Annotated in this window: 4 protein-coding genes; all 4 read right to left on the bottom strand. The window is 69.1% G+C overall.

Translation table 11 applies throughout. The annotated features are described in order from the left end of the window. Positions 1-5 precede the first annotated feature (5 nt). The 4 genes from NVU01S_RS26795 to NVU01S_RS26780 all read right to left on the bottom strand — a co-directional run bounded on the left by NVU01S_RS26795 (position 6) and on the right by NVU01S_RS26780 (position 21,007). Positions 6-19,535, bottom strand: coding sequence for a WXG100-like domain-containing protein (locus NVU01S_RS26795; RefSeq protein ID WP_063048174.1), 19,530 nt, complete (start codon positions 19,533-19,535; stop codon positions 6-8). Between the two features lie 17 nt (positions 19,536-19,552). Beyond that, on the bottom strand, positions 19,553-20,068 hold the full coding sequence (locus NVU01S_RS26790) for a YbaB/EbfC family nucleoid-associated protein (protein WP_043683173.1): 516 nt from the start codon (positions 20,066-20,068) through the stop codon (positions 19,553-19,555). 16 nt (positions 20,069-20,084) lie between these two features. Continuing rightward, a complete protein-coding gene (locus NVU01S_RS26785; RefSeq protein ID WP_052281462.1) occupies positions 20,085-20,438 on the bottom strand; it encodes a hypothetical protein in 354 nt (117 codons plus the stop codon). A gap of 191 nt (positions 20,439-20,629) precedes the next feature. Beyond that, on the bottom strand, positions 20,630-21,007 hold the full coding sequence (locus NVU01S_RS26780; RefSeq protein WP_043683170.1) for a toxin-antitoxin system YwqK family antitoxin: 378 nt from the start codon (positions 21,005-21,007) through the stop codon (positions 20,630-20,632). Positions 21,008-21,009 lie beyond the last annotated feature (2 nt).

Raw genomic sequence — 21,009 nt, 5'->3', positions numbered from 1 at the left:
CCTCCTCAGCTGAAGATCGTGGCACCGCGCCGCGGATCGGCCAGCACATCCCGGACCAGCAGCCCGAGGTCGGTGCCGAGGCCGGTGAGCGGATACGGGAAATCGGTGACGGTATGGCCGTCGACGTGCACCTGGAACCGGGCCTGGCGCGGACCACGCTGTTCCCAGCCGACGCCGACCGCGGGTGAATCGAGATCGAACTCGTTCGCGCCGAGCCGCAGCGTCAGCCTGCCGTCCTTACGGTAGAACACGGCGAGGGTCTCACCGAAGTAGCCGAGCACGCCGCCCACCTGTCCGGTGGCGATGGTGGCGGCGCGCAACGTGCCGGTGACCGGGTCGAAGGTCGCGAGCCGGCCGCCGTCGAGCGCCTGCAGGATGACTTCCGAACTGCCCGAGCCGTTCTCGTCGTTCCAGCGGCGCCGCCGATCATCACGCCCGCCCGCGCCGCCACCGGCCGCGGCCCCGGCCATCGGCGGCACCATCGGCGGCACCATCGGCGGGACAATCGGCTGTTGCGGCCCACCAGGCAGCAGCGGGTTCGGCGGGAGCCCGTGCTGGTTCGGGATGCCGTTGTGTCCCTGGTTGCCGTTGTGTCCCTGGTTGCCGTTCTGCCCCGGGTAGCCGGGCTTGGCCACGTCGCTCGGGTACGGCGTCAGCGGCGGACGCGGCGATCCCGGCCCGCCGGGTGAACCGGTCGGGTCCGGTGACCCCGTCGGATCCGGCGATGGCGTCGGATCCGGCGATGGCGTCGGGGTAGTCGGCGGTGTGGTCGGTGGCGTCGTTGGCGGTGTGGTCGGAGGCGTCGTCGGCGGTGTGGTCGGAGGCGTCGTCGGCGGTGGTGTCGTCGGCGGTGGTGTCGTCGGCGGCGGAGTCGTCGGCGGCGGAGTCGTCGGCGGCGGAGTCGTCGGCCGCGGCGTGGACGGCGGCGGAGTCGGCCGCGGCGTGGTGGGCGTCGGCGATCCCGTCGGCCTGCCCGCCGGACGATTGGTCGGACTGGTCGGCCGCGGCGAGACCGGCGGCTGCGGTGGCACCGGCGGAACCGGTGGCACCGGCGGCTTTTCGGGTTCCGGCAGCTCCGGCATCGGCGCCTTGGGCGGCGGCGGAGCCATCGCGTGCGGCGGGAACTCGAGCTCGAATTCGTGCGGCGGATGCGGGATATGCGAACGGAACACCGGCGGCGTCAACTCGTCCTCCGTCGTGCGCGTCCGATCGCTGTCGTCGCCGCCGTCGTCATCGGTCGCCCGATCCCGATCCGTGCTGTTGTCGGCATCGTCACGGTCCCGGCCCGAGTCCGCTTCGCTCTGCCGCTCGGGACGATCGGTACCTTCCAGCACGCCGTCCTCCGAACCGGGACGCACCGGAGCGGTGTAATCCACTGCCCCTTGCCGGTTTTCGTGCTCGGGATCCGACCGCGGACGGTCCGGCGCACCTGTCTCCGGGTCGGCCAGTGCCGCGGCCCGCGACTCGGCGCGCGCCAAGTCTTCCTCGATCCGCGCCACTTCCAGCTCGGCCGCCAGATAGTCACGGGCGGCCCGCTCCAGTTCGGCGACCTTGTCCAACCGGGCTTGCTGTTCGGTGACATCCAGTGTGCGGGCGCGCAGTTCGTCACCGCGGGCGACGATCTCGCTCTCGGAGCCGAGCTGGTTCGGCTCGATCGACACACGCAGTGCCTCGGCGGCCTCGGCACGCGCCGCCTCGGCTCGATCCAGCGCCTCCTGCGCCTGGGTCAGTTCCTGCTCCAGCCCCTCGCGCCGGTCTTCCACCAGGAGGCGTTCGGTCTCGCGTTGCGCGGCGGAATCGGGCGTACGCTCACCGTCCGACGGATTCTCGGCCGAATCAGCTTCGGCTTCAGGCAGTTCCGGTCGTCCACTGCGGGCCAGCTCGCGCGCCTTCGCGAGTTCGCTGTCGTGGCGCGCGATGTTGTCTTCGAGCACCCGCACCACCTCGGTGGCGGCGTCGAAATCGCGACAGGCTTGCGCCAAATCATCAACGCGCCGTTCACCTTCGGCGTCGGTCTGCGCTGCCCGCAGGTCGGCCAGCAACGCGTCGACCGTTCGGTCGGAACCGAACATCCACTCCGGATCCAGACCGAGGTTCTGCTCCAGCTCCAGCAGCGCATCGATACGCGTGTCCAGTGCCGCACGCGCCCTGTCCAATTCGAGCTGGTAGCGGTCGCGCGGCAGGAACGGCGGCGGCTCCGGCAAGGGGCCGACCGCGTACGGAACGCCCGCGCGCTCGCCCGTCAACGGCGGCCGATCCGCATCCCAGTGGAAGCCGAGGCCGACCGCGTGCGTGTTCGCATCGTGCCAGGTCTTGTCGTGATTCTCCGGGTCCCGCAGGAACTCCGATTCGGCCAGCGCGTCGTACAGCAGCACGATGTCCTGCTTCATTGCTTTGCCCGCGACGAGACGGTTGATCGCCTCGGCGACGTCGGCGAGCTGGTCCATCCGCTTCGGCACCACCCGGCCGTTGGGATCGGCGTAGTCGGTGACCAGGTGCTCGTCGGTGAGCAGATGGTTGAGCACCTGCTGGATCTGCTCTTTGGTGAACCGTGGCGGCGGCAGCGCGCCCTCGGCGGTGGCGTCGTGCCACATGTTCGGCACCAGCTCTGCGACGATCTCGTTGATCCGCTCGTCGCTGATCCTGCCGTTGTTGCTCCGCTCGTCGAGCAGGGCGTTGCGGATGTCGGCGATGGTGTCGCGCACCAGGTCTCGATCGTTGCCATCGAACATGGTGTCCGTGCGTGCAGCCAGCTCATCGATCTGCTTGTCGATCCGCTCCAGCTGTTCGGCGACGTCGGATCGGGTCGGGTCGATGCCGCGGTGCCCGTCCACCAGTTGCTTGCGCACCAGGTCGATCAGTGCGCGAGCGGCGGCCTCCTGCTGGTCTTTTCCGTACTGCGCCAACTGGTCGACGATCTTGTCGGCCAGCTGATCGTCGGCACGGAACTTCTCGTATTCCCGGTCGGCCCAGTCCTGGACCTTCTGCCACTGCGCCACCTCGTGATCGAACTGGCGCTGCAACCACTCCGGGATCTCGACGTGGTCGTAACTGGTGTGTTCGCTCGCCTCCCAGCTCCGGTACATCGGCTGGATATTGGTCTCCGGCGGTGTGTGCCAATCGAATCCGGACCACACCGTCCCGAACGGCGGCAGCTTCTGCAGCCACGGCCGCGCCTTGACCCAGTCCCCGATCTCCGGATGCCGCTGGATCCACGCCTTCACCTTCGGGTGATCGATCGCCGCGAGCAGCGTACGGATATCCCGTTGAATGGCATAGAAATCCGAGCCGATGTGCACGTTGACCAGAGCGTCGTCCGACACACCGTCCTGGAAGTACTTCACCGGCACGTTCATCGGGTTCATCGGCAGCATGTTCTTCGCGATATGCCCGGGCGGGATATCGGCGAAAGGCGTTGCCAGATCGTTGATGTAGTCGGCGAGGCCGGCCCACCAGTCCGGATCACCCGGATCGTAGGCGTCCGGCGTCTCGGCGTCGCGGTTGGTCTTCCAGTCCGGCCTGCTCGGGTTCACCGGATGCCAGACGTCGTCGCTGTCGCGCCAGCGAACCATCAGCAGACCCGGATCACCGTTGATCCAGCCCGTCTCGAGGCGTTCCACCTCGGGCCCGCGCGAGACCACCGTTTCCCGGCCGGGTGCGGTGTGCCGGTATTCGATCTGCGGCGATCGCATCATGCCCTGCGCCACATCGGAATTCGTCCGGATGGCGCGCTCTAGCGCGGCATCGTGCCCGGCTCGCGGCTGGTCCGAGGTAGACACCGGCCCGAAGACCACGATGCGCGGCCGTTCACCGCCGAAGTAGCCGACCTGGTCGGTCACCATCCGCCCGCCCTCGGCCGTGAGCGCATCGCGCCAGCCCGCGACCTCGTGCCAGCGCTCGGTGAGCGCGGTCATCTGGTCCTGCAACCGGGTCATCGCGTTGTCGGCCCTGATCACATCCGCGGCCGCGGTGGCGAGCACGTCGAGCATCGCAGGTCGATTGGGGTCCGTGCCGTCGTCGGTACGCAGGTGGTGATCGATCGTGTCGGCCAGCCGCTGCGGCTCCGGGCCCAGGTCGGTCAGCGGAATGCTCAACCGCTCAGCCAGATCCTCCAGCACCGCGCGTGGCCGCCTGCTCTCCTGGAAGATGGCGGCCTGCCTGCCCGCCAGCTCATCTAGTTCGGCGACAACGTCATCGGAAAGCGGACGGTCCCGATCCACGCCCTGCCGCTGCAGTTCGTTGAGCCTGGCATCGATACCCGTGACGAGCTGGTCGAGCCGATTGAACTCCCGGACCGACTGCTGCAAGCTGCGGATGGCTTGTTCGCGCAGTTCCCGCTCCGGCCCCGCCACCGGTTCGTGCACCACCCGGCCGGGGCTGTCGAGGTTGCCGGGCACCCGCACCGTTCGGGTGCGCGCCTCCTGGTAGAGGTCGAGCACCCGCCGGTCGAACGCGTCACCGCTCAGCTCCGGCACATCGAGACGCCGCGCGAGGTCATCCCTTGCGGCACGGGCGGTTTCCCGTTCCCGCGCGCGGTCCGCGCGCTCCTCGAGCAGCCGGTCGTATTCGGCTTCACGGGTTTCCAGCGGCGCATACTCGGCGTCCAGGCGGGCCAGCTCGGTGGTCAACCGCGCGAGCGTTTCCTCGTCGGTCGCAATCCGATTGCACAGCCGCTCCAGCTCTTTCACCCGGAGCACGTCGTGCGGCAGCCGCTCCTGACCCTCGATGCGGTGGTGGTTCAGCTCGCGCAGCGTGTCGGCAAGGGCGTCGCCCGGACGCAGGGCCGCCCAGTCGTCGGACGGATCGACACCGAGCAGCGTGGCGAGCTCGTCGCGCCGGCGCACCGCGCTGTCGCGGTCGGCGAGCACCTGGTCGCGCGACTCGACCAGCTCGGCGCGACGCTCGGCGGGATCGACCTCCGGCGTCGGCGCCGGATCGGGATCCGGCGGGGGCGTCCGGCCTTCCGGTTCGGCAGCGCCCTTCGGTCTCGGTGTGCCGCTTTCGTTTTCGGGACCGACCGGCTGTTCGGGTGCACCGGGACGCTGCGGACCGCCCGGTTGCCGTGGACTCGCACCACCCGGCTCGCCCGGTCCACTCGACGGATCTTCCGGCGGCATCGGGCCGTCGTCCGGCCGCGCGTTCTGCTCGAGCATCGTCAACCGATCGAGCACGGACTGATACCACTCCGGGTGCGCGGCGAACTCCGGCTCCATCGCCTCGATCCGGCGGCGGATCTCGGCGAGTTCGGCGGCACCGACCTCGTGCTGACGCCAGTGGATCGTGCCATCGGCGCCGCGATCGAAGAAGTGGTAGGCGAACCCACTGCTGGTTTCGGCGTCACCGCGCCGGCCACCGACAAAGGCAAGGCTGTGGTCGATGCCGCTGATCTGACCGTCCCGGGTGGCCAGCCAGTTCGTCATGCCGCGGTCCGGCATTCGGATCAGCACGTCCAACAGGCCCATACGCACACCGGCGGGAGTGTCGGTGAGCCCGGTCTGCTGCGGGCTCCAGGCTCCCGGATGCAGGCTGCTCGGCCAGTCACCCGGCATGAACTGCATGAAGATCATGTTGTCGCTGACCCGGATGATGTGCGGCACGTTCGCCCCGACCGCCCGGCCGACCAGCGCCGCAAGCACTTCCGCGTCGGCGTGGATCGGGTTGCTCAGTGTCTTGCGGATCAGCTGCGTGCCGTCGGCGAGGGTGATCAACTCGACCCGCTCGGCCATCTGCAGCGCGCCCTCGCTGAGAATTTCGACGCGGATCTCCTCGCCCGAGGTCGGCGCGTCCTCGACCCGAGCCACCGCGCGGGCGAGATCGGCTGCTCCCGTGTCGGATTCGTTCGGGTTGCGGGGAGCGTCGCCCTGACGGTTCGGGCCGCTCGCGGAGCCGTCGCCCGGATCACCGACCGGCGGCGTCGCCGGTGGTTGCGGCGGCTTCTTCCCGCCGCCTGCGCCTTCCGCCTTCGGCGGGGCAGGCGGTTCTTGCGGCACTTCGGATTTCGGCTCGCCTGGACGTGAACCCTCGCCTGACTCAGGCGGTTTACGCGAACCGGGTGTCTCGTTCGACTGTCCCGGACGGACCGGCGCGCCACCCTCGCCGGGAGTCGGCCGCGGGCCCGGCGTAACCGGCTCGCCCACCGTGGCCGCACCGCTCAGGGGCAGTAGATCCACGATGGTCACGCGGCCGGTGTCATCCACCTGAACTTGCCGGTAGACCACGTCGATGTGCTGCTGCGCCAAAGAGTCACGCAACTGGTCGCCGAGGATGTGCTCGGGCGCGCGGAACGGCGAGACCACGAGGATACGCTGCGGATCGCCTGGGAGCACCGCGACGCCGTCCGCATTCCGCAGCGGTTGTCCCTCCGTGGCGAGCACGTCACGCGCGATCACCGCGCCCGCTTCGACGCACAGGTCGCTCTTGGTCCGCATCGACTCGTGGTACTGGCCGAGGCTCTGCGTCAGCGTGCCCATCAACCGGGTGACCTCGGCGTACCGCTGCTGCGCCGCATTGCGATCGTCGAAGTACTGCACCATCTCCTCGGGCCGGATACCGGTGCGGTTGTTCAGCTCGGTGATTCGGGCGTCGGCGGCGTCGGCGACTTCCCGCGCCCGCTCTTCCATCTGCCGCGGAGTCAGGCCGTCGGGGTCGACGCCGAGCCCGCGCAGTGCCGCCCGCGCACCATCGAGCAGTTGCGCACCGCGGGCCGCCTCGTCGGAAATTCGGGTGACAAGGCTTTCGAATTCCGGTGTGCGGGTGGTCGGCTCGTACGCTCGCGGCGCACCGACCGTCGACCACTGCCCCTGCGGCGCACCGGTCTGCGGACGATTCTCTCCGGCCGGAACCACCGGATCGCCTGCGGGAGCTCCGGTTTCACCCTGTCCGACATTCTCACCGGGACCACGCTGCGGCACACCGGTACCCGCCACCGGCCCCGCCTGCGGACCGGTCTGGTTCTCCGGCGCCGGCCGTGCTTGCGGGTCTGCACTCGACCGCGGCGCAGCACCGGCCACGGGAGTCTCCCGCACCGGCGCGCCCGCGCCAGTGGGTGTCTGCCGCGACTGCGGTGCCGTACCTGGCGGCGGCGCTTGCCGCGACTGCGGCATATCGCCACTCGGCGGTGTTTCGCGCGACTGCGGCGCCTCGCCGACCACCGGGGTCTCGCGGACCGGCGGAACCGCACCCTGCTGCGGCGTTTCGCCGGGCTGCGGCGATTGCCGCGGCTGCGGTGTCTCGGCAGGCGTGTTCTCGCCGCGCTGCGCGGCGCCGCCGGACTGCGGGGTTTCGGTGGTCGGAGGTTGCTTCGTACCGCCGCCGTCGCTCGGGGAGTGGGGTTCCGGGCGGGAGATGGGCAGGGCCGAAGCATCCGGCGGATCGACGCGATGCACCTGGGTGCGGCCGTCTTCGCCGACGACGAGACGGAAAAGCACCACGTTGTCCCGGTTCGGTCCGACGACCTCGGCGAGGTCCGGATGCTGGGCGACCGCCCGATCGATCAGCGTCGCGGGTTGCGCCGACTCGCCGCGCAGCACGACCACCACCCGGCGCGGGTCGCCATCGATCACACCGACCTGCGGCAGACCCGTGAGCGGCCGAGCACCGACCTGGGCCAGCACATCGTCCCGAAGCTGTTGCGTGAGTTGCTGATCCAGCTCGGCCGCGGTGCGCTCGGCATCCCCCTTCCGCTCGAACGCGCCTTCGGCCTCCGCCTGATCGCGCGCCTGCTGCAACTGCTGCTCGGCGTCGTCGCGGGCGCGCAGCGCGTCGGCCTTGGCCTGCTCCAGCCGATCGATCTCCGGGTGCTGCTGCGGCGTCTCCGCAACCGGCAACCGCTTCGCGGCACCGCCATCGCTGGGCGCGTCGGGCTCCGGCCGCACGGCGGCCAGCGGCGGCGCATCCGGCGGATCTTCCCGATGGACCTGCGTGCGCCCGTCTTCGCCGGGTGTGAGCCGGAAGACGATGGCATTGTCGCGGTTCGGCCCGACCAGGTCACCGAGATCCGGATGCGCTGCGACCGCCCGGTCCAGCAGCGTGGCCGGATCCGACTCCCCGCGCACCACCACGACCACGCGACGCGGATCGCCATCGGTTACCCCGACCTGCGGCAGACCCGGCAACGGACGTGCCTCGACATCGTTCAGTGCGTTGTCCCGAAGCTGTTGTGTAAGTTGACGATCCAGCTCCGCCGCATCGCGTTCAGCGAACCGCTGCCGCTCGAACGCAGCCTCCGCCTCGGCCTGGTCCCGCGCCTGGCGCAACTGCTCCTCGGCCTCGTCCCGAGCCCGCAACGCATCGGCCTTGGCCTGCTCCAGCCGATCGATCTCGGCTTGGCGGCGCTGCGCTTCGATTTCGGCGGCGCGCTGCCGCTCGGCGACCGCTTCGGGCGATTCCACCGGCTCCGGCCGCACGGGCGAATTCGGTTCCCCGGCAAGCAGTTCCATGCGCTGGGTTCGCGGCAGCGCGCGGTCGGCATCGTGCTGCTCGAGGCGGTCTTCCAACCGTGTCACCGCTGCGGCGGCCGCGTCGAACTCTTGCAGGGCCCTGGTCAGATCGTCGATGCGCTGGCGCCCAGCCTCGTCCGGCTGTTCCGCGCGCAGTTCCGCCAGCCGGGGCGCAGGATCCTCCGCAAACACCACGTCCGCGTCGACCCCCGCCGCTCTGGCCGCCTCGAGCAGGGCGTCGGTGCGCGCTTCCCAGGCAACCCGAGCCTTGGCGAGCTGGAGTTCGTAGCGATCCCGGGGCAGGAACGGTTCCGGCGGGTTGAGCGGTTCGGGCGCATACGGGATGCCGGCCCGCTCTTCGGTCAGCGGCGGACGATTCGCGTCCCAGTGATAGCCCTCGGCGACGGCGTGCGCGTTCGCGTGATGCCAGGTCTTGCCCGCGTTCGCCGGGTCACGCAGGTAGTTGGACTCCGCGAGCGCGTCGAGCAGCAGCACGATATCCGCGGGCAGCGGTTTGCCTTCGACGATCCGGTTGATGGCTTCGGCGACATCGGCCAGCTGATCCATCCGCCGCAGTACCGGCCGGCCGCTCGGATCGGCGTGGTCGCTGGCCAGGTGCTCGTCGAAGAGCAGATGGTCGAGGATCTGCCGCAGCTGTGCGGTGGTGAACTCCGGGAAATCGAGCCGCGGCGGGACATGGTCGAAGTCCAGGTCCGGTGGTTTCAGGGCCGGGTTCTGCCGTTCGATTTCCGGAGTCAGCGGACGCATCGCCGGGGTCAATTCCGTGACGAGGCGCGCGATGTCGGCATCGGTGATCGGGCGCTCGTTGCGAATGTCCAACAGCTGCTGGCGAATATCGGCGATCTGATCGCGGACCTCGGCCCGGTTGTCGGTGTCGAAATGGTTGGCGAACTTGTGAGCGAGCCGATCGATCTGCTCGTTGATCAGCTGCAACTGCTTGTCGACATCCGGGCGGCTCAGGTCGACACCGCGATGCGGATCCACCAGTTCCTCGCGGATGTGCTTCAGCACGTCCTCCGCACCGGCCACCCGCTGCTGCTGGCGGTAGTCGGCCAGCGGACCGGCCATCCGATCGGCCAGCTGGTCATCGGCACGGAATCGCTCGTATTCACCGTCGGCCCACTGCTGCACCTCGCGCCAGCGCGCGACATCGGCGTCGATCGAGCGCTGCAACCACTCCGGGATCTCGACCCGGTGACCGAGCGGCGCATGCTCCGAGGGTTCCCACCGCCGGTACATCGGCTGAATGTTGGACTCCGGCGGCTTGTACCAGTCGAACGACGACCACACCGTGCCGAAGATCGGCATCTTCTGCAACCACGGGCGCGCCTTGACCCAGTCGCCGATTTCCGGGTGCCGATGGATCCAATCCCGGACCATCGGATGATCGATGGCCGCGAACAGGGTGCGCAGATTCCGTTGGATGGCGTAGATATCGCCACCGAGGTGGATTGTCTCGATCGAATCCGGGTCGACACCCAGGCCGTCGTAGAGCACCGGCGCGCTCATCGGATTCATCGGCAGCATGTTCTTCGCGATATGCCCGGGCGGGATATCGGCGAAAGGCGTTGCCAGGTCGTTGATGAAGTCGGCCAGGCCCGCCCACCAGTCGGGGTTCGGCTCTTCCCAGTGATCCGGCGTGCCGTCCTCACGGTTGGTGCGCCATTCGGGTCTGGCCGGATTGACCGGATGCCACTGTCCGTCACCGTCTTGCCAGCGGACCACCAGCATGCCGGGATCCCCGTTGATCCAACCGGTTTCGGTGCGCTCGAGCCGCGGACCGGGCATCCCGACATCGCGCCACCCGCCTGCCCGGTCGGTGACGATCTGGTGGTACTCGACGCGCGGATGCCGCAGCATCGCCTGCGCGGCAGCAGGACTGCGGTTCAATGCGTCGCGCAGCGCGTCGTCGAATGCGCGGTGCGGGTTCTCGTGTTCGGCCCGCGGGCCGAACACGATGAGCCGCGGGCGCTCGCCGTAGATGATGCCGACGCGGTCGGTCACCATGTGCCCGCCCTGCGCGGTGATGAGGTCACGCCACAACCCGGTGACGCGCGACATCTCGTCTTCGAGCCTGCCGATGGCGTTGTCGGCCGCGAGCACATCCGCGGCCGCGGACTCCAGCAGATCGAGCATCGCGAGGCGGTCGGCCATTTCGTCGACCCGCATCGTCCGCGAACGCTGGTGTTCCATCTCCTCGGCCAGCCGCTGCGGACTCTCCAGCAAGCTGCCCTCGTCGATCCGCAACGCGCGCGCCAGATCGGTGACCATCATGCGCTGCACCCTGGTGTCGCGGAGCAGCTCGGTGCGCTCACCCGCCAACCGATCCAGTTCAGGGGCAAGGTCTTCGGTAGGCGGCCGATCGAGACCGACGCCGTCTTCACGCAGCTGGGCCATCCGTGCGTCGATCTGTTCGATCGCCTGATCGAGCCGGTTGAACTCCGCGAGCGCCTCGGCGAGTTCACGGATCTCCCGTTGCCGCGCCACCGCTTCGGGGCCGGACAACGGCTCGCGGACGATCCGCTCCATGCTGTCCAACCCGCCGCGTACGTGCACCTTGCGGCCCTGCGACTCGTCGTACAGGTCGAGGACCCGGCGCTCGAACGCGTCGCCGTCGAGATCGGAAATGCCGTGCCGCACCGCCAGTTCGTCCCGGATGGCCCGTGCCGCTTCGCGATCCTGGAACAGCTGCCGGCGCTGGTCGAGCAGGCGGTCGTATTCGCCCTCGGGGGTCTCGTTGCGCGCCGCCGCCTCACGTTCCGCGGCGAGCAACGCCAGATCCCGGTCGATCCGGGCGATGTCGGCGTCCGCGTCGGCGATCCGGCTCACCTGGTGTTCCAGATCCCGGACTCGCTCCGCGACCACCGCCTGTTCGCGCAACTCCGTGGTGCGCCCGAGGATCTCGTCGATCGTGTCGGGCAGATTCTCGGGCCGCAGGCCGGGCGCGTCGACATCGGAGTCGACCCGCAAGCGCATCGCAAGTTCGGTGCGCTGCCGCAGCGCATCCGCGCGCTCTGCGAGAGCACGGTCGCGCGCGGCCTCGAGGTCCTGCTGCCGCTGGGCGAACACTTCCTCCGGTGTCGGGGTCGGCTGCTCGGGTGTCGGCGCGGGCCGTTCCGGTGTCGGTGCAGGCTCCTCGGGTGTCGGCGTCTGCTCCGGTTCGCGCGCCGCCGGCTCCTCCGGGTTCTGCCGGTCGCCGTTGTTCGCGTCCTCGTCGCCCGGATCACTTACGCGCGGTGGGGTTTCCGGCGGCTTCTTACCGCCACCGGCACCCGCGGCTTCCGGTTCGGCCGCCGACTCGCCGAGCGGCCAGACCTTCTTGTCGCCCGGGTGCGGCGGCTCGCCTTCGGACTCGCCTGTGCGGCTCCGGTTTTCGGGATCCTCGGCACGGTGCCGACCGGCCGGCTCCGGCGGCGCCTCGGCGGCGACCCGCGGCAGCACGCCGTCTGCGATATCGCGAGAGAACTCAGCGCGCAGCGCGGCCATGCGCGCCTGCCATTCGGCGTGGTCGGCGCGCATCTGCGACGCCCAGTCAGCAGGCCCGGTATCGGCGATCTGGCGCATCGCCGCCGCGTGCTCGGCGGCCATCCGCGCCGTCCACTCCGCCTGTTCGGCGCGCATCCGTGCCGACCAATCCGCGAGGCTCTCGTGCCTGCCCTCGTCCCGCGCGGGTGTCGCCGCGGAGTCGTCGCCGGCCCGCATGGGTGGCTCGTGCGCCGCCCGCGGCGCGGATTCAGAGTCCGGAACCCGTTGCGGTGCGGAGGGATCGGCGGGCGCGTCAGCGCGCTGGGTGCCGCCCGCATCGGGCCGCGGCGGACGCGGCGGCAGTGCGTCGGCGCCCAGCACCGCCAAGTCCATCAGCATTCGGTGCAGGACCTGGGCGGGCTCGCTTGCCCGGGAGCCGTTGAGTTCGACGTCCAGGAAGGCGTCGGCGACGGCCTCGCCCGGATGGAACACCCCGTTCTGGTCGAAGCTGTAGGGGCTGAGCTGACGCAGCCACCGGTCGTACCCCTGCGGCGTGGCCGGGAACGCCGGATCTGATGCCGCCTTCTGCTTGTAGTACTCCTGCAGCACGTGATCGGCGTACGTCAGCGAATGCGGATCGTCCGGATCCATCGGCCGCAGCGACGCCCGCTGGCCCTGCATGTCCACCACGTGGCCGAATTCGTGCGTCAGGATGCCGAGCACCGCCCGGCCGTCGCCCATCATGTTCGGGCCGAACCGGCCGTTGCTCAGGCCACGCTGGACCTCCTGCCGGAAGGCGTCCATGCTGCCGACGAAGTCCGAGCTGAACTTGATCGAATCCGCCCGCCGCAGACCGGTTTCCGGGTCGATTCCGGGCAGGACCATCGCCAAGCAACGGCCCCGGAAATCACCGATACCGATAGTGCGCAGGTCCATGTTCGGATACTTGCCACGCAGATCGACGATGCCCCTGGCGATTTCACGCGCCACCTCGGCATCGACACCGGGCCGGTCGAACCCGTAGACGACGAGTCCGGTGTCCTCGGCCAGCTTCGCGCCGACCTCGGCAGCGCTCAACGGCGTCCACTCGTCGGTGATGTGCGGCTGCGGCATGTCGTCGCCGGGGCGAGCACCGCCGTCGACCGCCGCCTCGGGCCGAGGCGGCATCAGCCGCGAACCCACCTCGCGCTCATGCGACAACGCGGACGCCATCCGCCCCGGATCATCCGCCCCGCCCGGCCGGGGCCGCGGCTGCGTCGCCGAATCCCCTTCCGGCCGAGCCGAATCCGCAGGCCTCGGCCGACCCTCGGCAGCCGAATCCGCAGGCTTGACCGCCGGTGACGAATCCTGTTCCGGTCGCGGCGAATCCGCGGGCCCGACCTCAGGCGAGGATTCCCCTTCGGGCCGCGACGAATCCGGCGGTCGCGCATCCCGCGGCGGATCGCCGACAGGTGGCGCTTCCGGCGTCCGATTCGGCGCGCCCGCCTCCTCGGCGGCGCGGCGCTGCTGATCGAGCACGCTCTGCTTGGCCGCGTCCGACGGCGGGTACTTGGTCATCCGGTCGGTGGCGCTGTCCGCACCATCGAGCATGTGGTGGCAGTTGGCGCAGAACGGGGCGTCACCCGCCCGGCCACCGAACGGGAACTGCGGCGCGTGGATCAGCGCGGCCAGCGCGGCGTGGTCGTCGGCCAGCCCGGCGGCCCGGCGGTCCCACAGCATCTGGTTGGTGGCCTTGACCTCGGCGTGGCCCAGCGGCGCGTCGGGGTGCGGATGCGGTTCCGTCTTCGGCACATTCGGGTCTTCGTCGTGACTATACGGACCGTTTTCCTCCATGAGACGGAGGTTCTCTTTGAGCGTCGGGTGTGCGTCCGCGTCGGCGATGATGTCGGAGCGCTTGCCGTTCGCGGCTTCGTAAACGCGTCCGGTCTCTCGATCGATGCCCACGGACATGCACGCGCCCTGCGCGTTTCGCGACAACACCTTGTCCGCCGCGGCCTGCCGGTACACGTCCGCGCGCTCCGCGCCGAGGGCGCGCACGTAGTCATCGATCGGCACGCCGTCGACGTGGGTGATGAGATCGGTGCCCGCATCGCGCGTCACCGTCGACTCGTCGAGGGTGCCCAGTGGATGACTGTCGACTTCCGGCCCCGGCATCGGCGCGCCGTTGTCCGGCACGATGAACGACGAAGGCAGCGGCCGAGTTTCGTCGGACAGGTGATCGTCGTGCAGCGGGCCCGCATCGGCATTGGCATCCGGCTCGCGTTGCGCGCCGTCATCAGTGCGGTTTGTTTCGTCCGCGGGGCGGGTGGCCGGTTCGGGGGTTTCCTCGGCGGGGCGGGGGCTGGCGTCGGTGGTGTCCGCGGGGGCGCGGTTGGTGGGGGGCGCGCCTTCTTGCGTTGGGGTGGTGCGGGTTTCGGGGGCGTCGGCGGCTACCGGTTTGATTACCAGGTAGCCCTTTTCGCGGGCTACTTCCTCGGAGAAGATTCCGGCTACGTCTTTGACGCCCGGGATGGGGCTCTCGCCCTCGTGCAGGTCGGCGAGCCGCATCAGCCCTTCAGCCGTGGTCGCGGCAAGGTCGAGATCGCTGTCTGCGCGGAACGGTTCGCCGGTCTTTTCCGAGATTCCGGTTTGGCGGCTGCCGAAAAGCACCAGGGGCTCACCGGTTTCGGCGACCGAACGGCGCGCGGCGTCCAGCATCTCCGGTGTCACACCGGGGCCGGGCTCGCCGATCATCTCGACTTCGGGCAGGTCCGTGTCTCGGCGCGGAGCGTCTGTGTCGGTGCCGTCGAGATCGGCGGGTGGTGAGGTGTCGGAGAGCTCGTGGCGTGGGCTGCCGGTGCCGTTGTGCTGCCTGCCGTCGAACGGCTGACCGACCCGGGCCGGATCGTGCGCGCCCGCCTCCTGATCGAGAATCCGGCGGCGGTCGGCATCGCTGATCGGATGTTCCGGCCGTCCCTCGTGCCCGGCCAGGAGAATAGCGCGGATATTGCGCACCTCCCCCGGCGTGCGCGGCGGGAAGCTGTGATTGTCCAGTCCCGCACCGATATCGCGAACGATGATGTTGTCGCCGCCGACGTTGATCAGCTCGTAGGCGTGCGCGCCGACCCCGTGCTCGTCCCGCCCCGCGTAGGTGTCGACGACCAAGGCCGAGGAACCCTCGCCCAGGGCGATGAGCTGCTGCCGGATCTGCTCGTGCGTATCGACGGGACGCAACTCGCCGCCGGCCAGCGCCTCCAGTTCCCTGGCGGTCATACCGTCCGGGCCGATGGTGCGCTCCGGCAACCAGATATGGTCGCCGTGCCGGTTGCGCAGGTCGATCAGCGAGTCTTCGCCGCAGCGGCCGCGGCGGTCGTCCAGCTGGTTGGCCGGATCGTTGTCGACGCGGGGATGCGGTCCGGCCGGGGGCGTGCCGTCGGGCGAACTCTGTTGCGGCGGAGTGTGATCGGATTGAACCTCACCGATATTGTCCATCCGCACCGGCACACCGTTGCGGTCCAGGCCGAACTCGGAGATCTTGACCTTGCCGTGGATGTTGACGTGCGCCTTGTGGTACTCGATGTCCAGAGTGCCGTCGTGGTGCGCCTTCAGCAGTTCGTCGCGGGCACGCAGAAGTGCTTGCCCCTCCGGCGAATCGACATCGATGCCACGAGCGCGCAACTGCTCCGGCGTCTCGGACAGGATGGTCTTCAAGTTGTGGTCGATGGCCAGCGTGCGCCGCAGGTATTCCGGCGAGCCTTGCTGCGCCCTGCCGTCCACGGTGTTCGCGCCGCCGAGCCCGGAACCGACACCCTTGGCCTCGATCACGACCAATTTGGGTGGTCGCGGCGGGTTGCCGTCCGAGCCGTCGTGGCCCGGCACCAGGATCGCGTAGTCGACCATGTCCGCGCCGTCCCGCGCGCCCTTGAAAGGACTGATGATCACCGCATCCGGGTGCAATACCGGATCGAGTCCGAAAGCCTTCGCACCGAGCTCGCCGAGCAGCTTGGAGGCGTTCACCATCTTCGGGCCGAGTTCGTTGTACTTCTCGGCCTGACTTTGCAGATCATTCAGCTTCTCGAGCTTTGCCAGCTTTGCGTCGTCGGTCAGCCCGGGATCTGTCATGACCTTGTCGGTCAGCCGGTTGATCACCGTGTCGAGTTCGCTGGCCTTCAGCTGCGGGATCTCCTTGATCCCGTACTGCGAGAACTCCGGAATGAGATTCTTGACCAGATCGTCGGCGACCGTGTCGCGCTGGGTCTGCAGGTTCTTCCGCTCGGTGGACGCGTCGTCCAACTGCTTCTGTAGTTCCGGATCGGTCACGTCGTAAGGCTTGGCGGGTCCTTCGTCGGCCAGGAAGGCGAACCCTCGCTTGCTGAGGTGATCGTCGATCCAGCCCGTGTTGTCGCGCAGTCGGAACGTGCCCTCGTCACGCCAGGTATTGTCCGCGTCCTCCGGGTGGTGCCACTTGTTGTCGGCACCTCGATAGAACTGGTTCGCATCGGGTCGCGCACCGATGCGCACTGGCTCGGCCTCGTCCGCGCCGTGCGACATGAGCTCGTCGCGGATATGCGCAGGCACCGGATCGACCGGTGTCCCGTCACCTTTGAAGAGAATTGCCAGGGAACGATCGACGTCACGGACCGGCGCGCCGCCCTCTTCGCCGGTCAGGGTGGCGTCGCGGATGGTGATCTTGCCGTTCTCGTGCACCATCAGGTAGGCGTGCGCGCCGACGCCGTGCCGGTCCGATGGACCGCTGTAGACGTCGACCACCAGGGCGGTCGCGCCCTCGCCGAGGCTCATCAGGCGGTTCGCGATGGCATCCGCGCCCGGGAACTCCCGCAGCGCGCCACCCGCCGACGCGACCAACTCGCCCGCGGTCATGCCGTCCGGGCCGATCGTACGGTTCGGCAGGCGGAAGTTCTCGGCGCCGAACCGGCGGATCAGCTCGACTACGGAGAGCAGACCGCACTTGCCGCGCAGATCGTCGTCCCCACGAGGTCGTGGTGCGTCACCGGGCTCGGTATCGCCGTCAGGTCGCGGCGAGCCGTCGTTGGGCGCATCGGCGGTCGGGTGCCGCCCGTGCGGAGTGTTCGCGCCGTCCGGACCCACGAGCGGCGGAACCAGGAGCAGATCGTCCGCACCGTGCTGCCGGTCGTCGGGGCCGTCCACGCGATCGGGGTGCTGGGTCGTATCCGCGTCGTCGCGCGACGTCGGGCTGTCGTCGCGCGGACGCGCACCGGACTCGCCCGGCTCGCGTCCCGCGCGCGACTCCTCACCGGCACGCGGCCGATTCGGTTGCGTCGCAGGATCATCCGAACGCGGCGCATCGGTCTCGGGCCGCGTCGTGGTGTCATCCGAACGGGGCGCGTCGGTCTCAGGCCGCGTCGTGGTGTCATCCGAACGCGGCGCATCGGTCTCGGGCCGCGTCGACGTATCGCCGGAACGGGGCGCTTCGCCCGAACGCGGTGTCGCTTCGCCCGAACGCGGTGTCGCCTCGCCCGTGCGGGGTGCCGCCTCGCCCGAGCGCGGCGCGTCGGTCGGCGGACGTACCGCGGAATCACCTGCGTCCGAACGGACTTGGACGTTATCGCCCGCTTCGCTGGTGACGCGCTGCTTCGCGCGCGGCGCCTCTTCCCCGCTCGACTCGGCGCGGATGCCCGGAGTTGAATCACGCGTGCCCGCACGAGCATTCGGATCCGCGACCGAGGCACGCGAATCAACGCGTGGCCGTTCGGCACCGGGACGCGCCTCCGGCGAACCAGCCCGCGGATCCGTCGCCCTGGTCTCGCCGCCTGATTGCGTCCGCGCCTGCTCACCACCGCGCACCGGCTCGGAGCCACCGCGCACCGGTTCGGCGCCGGTGTGCGGTCGCGCTTCACCCGGCACCCCGGCCCGCGGCTGCGATCCGTCGCCGCCGGTGCGAGCCGGATCCGCCGTCGTAACCGGATTATGTTGCGGCGCAGACTGTCCCGATTGCACCGGCGCACCGGAGTCGACCCCCGTGTGCTGCGAGCCCGCGTTGCGATCGGCACCCGCGCCGGTGTTCCCGGTCTCACCCGCGGTACCGCGATCTTGTGCGCTGCCACCCTGATCTGTTGCGCCGCTTCGGCTTTGGTCGCTACTACCCGCCTGCTCCGGCGCGGCTCCGGCCCGATTCTCCGAGCCGCCCTCGTGGCGCCCACCGTCGGACGCACGGCTCTCCGACGCGCCCTCATGACGGCCGCCGTCGGCGGCACGACTTTCGGATCCACCCCGATCATGTTGTTGCGCACCAGTTTCGGCGCTACTCGGGTTCGTCCGGTTCGAGCCGTCGCCGGAGGTCTGCGTCGATCCGTCGCCGGTCGACGTACGCGACGACGATCCGTCACCCGTGGACGTCCGCGACGACGAACCGTCGCCGGTGCCGCTGTTCGTATTGCGGGAACCGTCACCGGCTCTACCGCTGTTGTTGTTCCCCCCGGTGCCCGCGCCGTCGCCGGTGCGACCGGCTCCGGTACCGCTTCCCGTCGTGCCGGTCTGTGCACCAGAACCGTTGTTGCCCAACCCATTTGCCCCGGATGGATGGACCGCGGGCGAGTTCGCCCCCGCTCCGACGCCGGTCGGGGTGAGGGTGCCGAGAGAGCCGACGCGGGGCACGCCGACCGGATCGACGCGCACGCCGCCGCCCCACTTCGGCGACGAGCTGAAGTACCCGTTCGCCAACGCCTTGTTGCCACCCGACATCGCACCGTTGGAGACGCCCGCGGTGAACATCCGTGGATCGAGGTTGCTGAACGCCGCGCCCCAGCCGTTCTTGTAGACGTCGAGGGCGAACTGCGGTAGCGCACCGGCGACGGCACCCACTGTGCCGGCTGCCATTCCGGTGACCGCGCCCGCGAAGAACGGCTTCATCTTCCCGCTCAGCATGTTGCCGAGCTTGTCGCCGACCGGGCCCGCTGCCGCCGCGCCGAGGCCGGAGGACAGGGCGGTCATGCCGACCTGCCCCCAGTCGACGCCTCCTTTACGATTGCCCTGCCAGACCTGCATCTGCTGGATGCCGAGGTCCTGCATGGTGCCGAGCGCCAGGTCGATGGCGACGTGCTTCATCAACCACTTGGCGAAGGCGGAGGAGACCATCTTGGCGAGTGCTCTGGTGATCGCGGCCATCACCCGCTGCGCGATCATTCGGATGGCGAACCTGGTGGCGATGATCGCCCCGGCTTCCACGGCCGGGGCGGTGGGCGGAAACAGCCACGCCGCAGCGATTTCCAGCGCGAGCAGGCCCAGCGACGAGGCCATCATCCATTTGGCGTACTCGATTTCGTCGCCGACCTTGTCACAGGATGTGGCGATGCCGTCGAAGAATTCCGCCATCTTTTTCAGATTTTGGTTTTCCTGCTCTTTCGTCGCGCCGGTGCCGTCGAGCAATTTCTGGAATACGCCGCCGATTTCGTCACGGGCGACGCCGTGCGGGTACGCGGCCAGGGCAGCGCTCTTCGCGGCCAAGACATCGGATTCGATACCCCGGATGCCCTCGGCGGCATTGCGCCAATCATCGGCCAAGCCACGCATGCCGGTCTCGGAACCGTCCGGCCAATCGCTACCGGCGACCCATCCGAGTACATCGACTACGCCGCTCCAAAAATCGCCCATATCTGGTCACCACCCGATTACCAACCGGAATCGGTGACCCCCGGCTTCTTCGGTATGACCTGCTCGACGGTTTCCACGTTGTCGAACGTCATGCCCTGATCGGCCGCCGCAGCAGCGGCACGGTCGGGTGCGTCCGGCTTGGACTGCGGGGCCCGGTCCATCGTCGGCATCATCGAACGCACGTCCGGCATGCCTTCGACCAGGTCGGACAGTTTGGGCAGCCGGGCGCGGTCCTCCTGGACGGGCGCCATCAGCTCCTGCGTCTGCCGCATCACGTCCGCCGCCGCCTCCTGTGAGGCTTGCAGTACCGCACGGGCCAGATCCGCGTATTCGAGTTCTTCCACATTACGGCCGAATTTGACGTCGATGACCACGCCGTCGGCGTTCACCGACACGGTGACCCGGCCGCCCCGGACCGTGGCCTTGCCCACGAGCGCGGTGCGCTGGCGTTGCAGCTGCGCGATGTTCCGAAGCTGCGACTGCACCTCGTCCATGAGCCCCGCGACATCTCCGCGCGAAAAATCATGTGTCACAGCGACCGACCTTCACTCATTTGTATTCGAAGCCCTGACGGTTGCGTTCTTCCAATATTTCCTGGATATCGTCGGCGACCTTCGCTTGCGAATCGGCGAGGCCGCTGAAGGTGCCCGCCATTCCCTCGTTGCCGCCCTCCCCGACGGCGAAGTCGTGCATGTTCTTCTTCGATGCGTTGTAGCCCGGCTGGCCGTCGGCACCGTCGGTGAACTGCTTTCCGAGCTTGTCGTCGCCCCACGGCGCGCCCCTGCCGGTGATAGCGGTCTCCAGGTTCGACCAGACCTTGGCGACGCGCGTGCCGACGGTACGGGTCTTTCCGGCGGCTCTGCGGAATGCGGCGGGATCGACCTCGAATTTCTCATCGGCCATCGTGAACCCCTTCCTGTACCGACCGAGGCTATATGCCCCCGTTCACGACCCGCTCGCCCGTTCATGCGACGTTCACGTGCGCAGCGGCGATCAGTCAAACTACGGTAACACCAACAACACTCACCCACTACTCCAAACGGGGGGTGCACAGAGCCCCAGAATTTAGGGGCACAAGGCCGCGACCTGCGTATTCATCGCTGACCAGGCCGCGGGATCTGGTCGATCAGCTCTCCTTTGTCGTCCCACTTCCGCCGCGAGATCAGCTTGCCCGGCCCGTCGAACACGCTGACCTCCCGCAGACTGCCGTCCGGATACCATTCGCGCCACTCCCCGACCGGCCGATTCTTGACGACCATGCCGGTGTGCTTGGGCGCGCCGTCGGAATACCAGCTCTTACTCGGGCCGTCTTCGAATCCGTCCACAAACGTCCACAGTCCGATGATCGTCCCGGCGGCATCGCGTTCCACCGCCTCCCCGGTGTAGCGCTCCCCGCGGTAGAACATCTGGCTGTACTCATTGGACATGTCCGCGTCGGGGTCGTCGACGTCGATCGGTTCGTTGCCGGTCATCG

Origin of the sequence: Nocardia vulneris, assembly GCF_001613425.1 — a bacterium.
GTDB lineage: Bacteria > Actinomycetota > Actinomycetes > Mycobacteriales > Mycobacteriaceae > Nocardia > Nocardia vulneris.
This window is presented reverse-complemented; position numbering and strand designations above follow the sequence as displayed.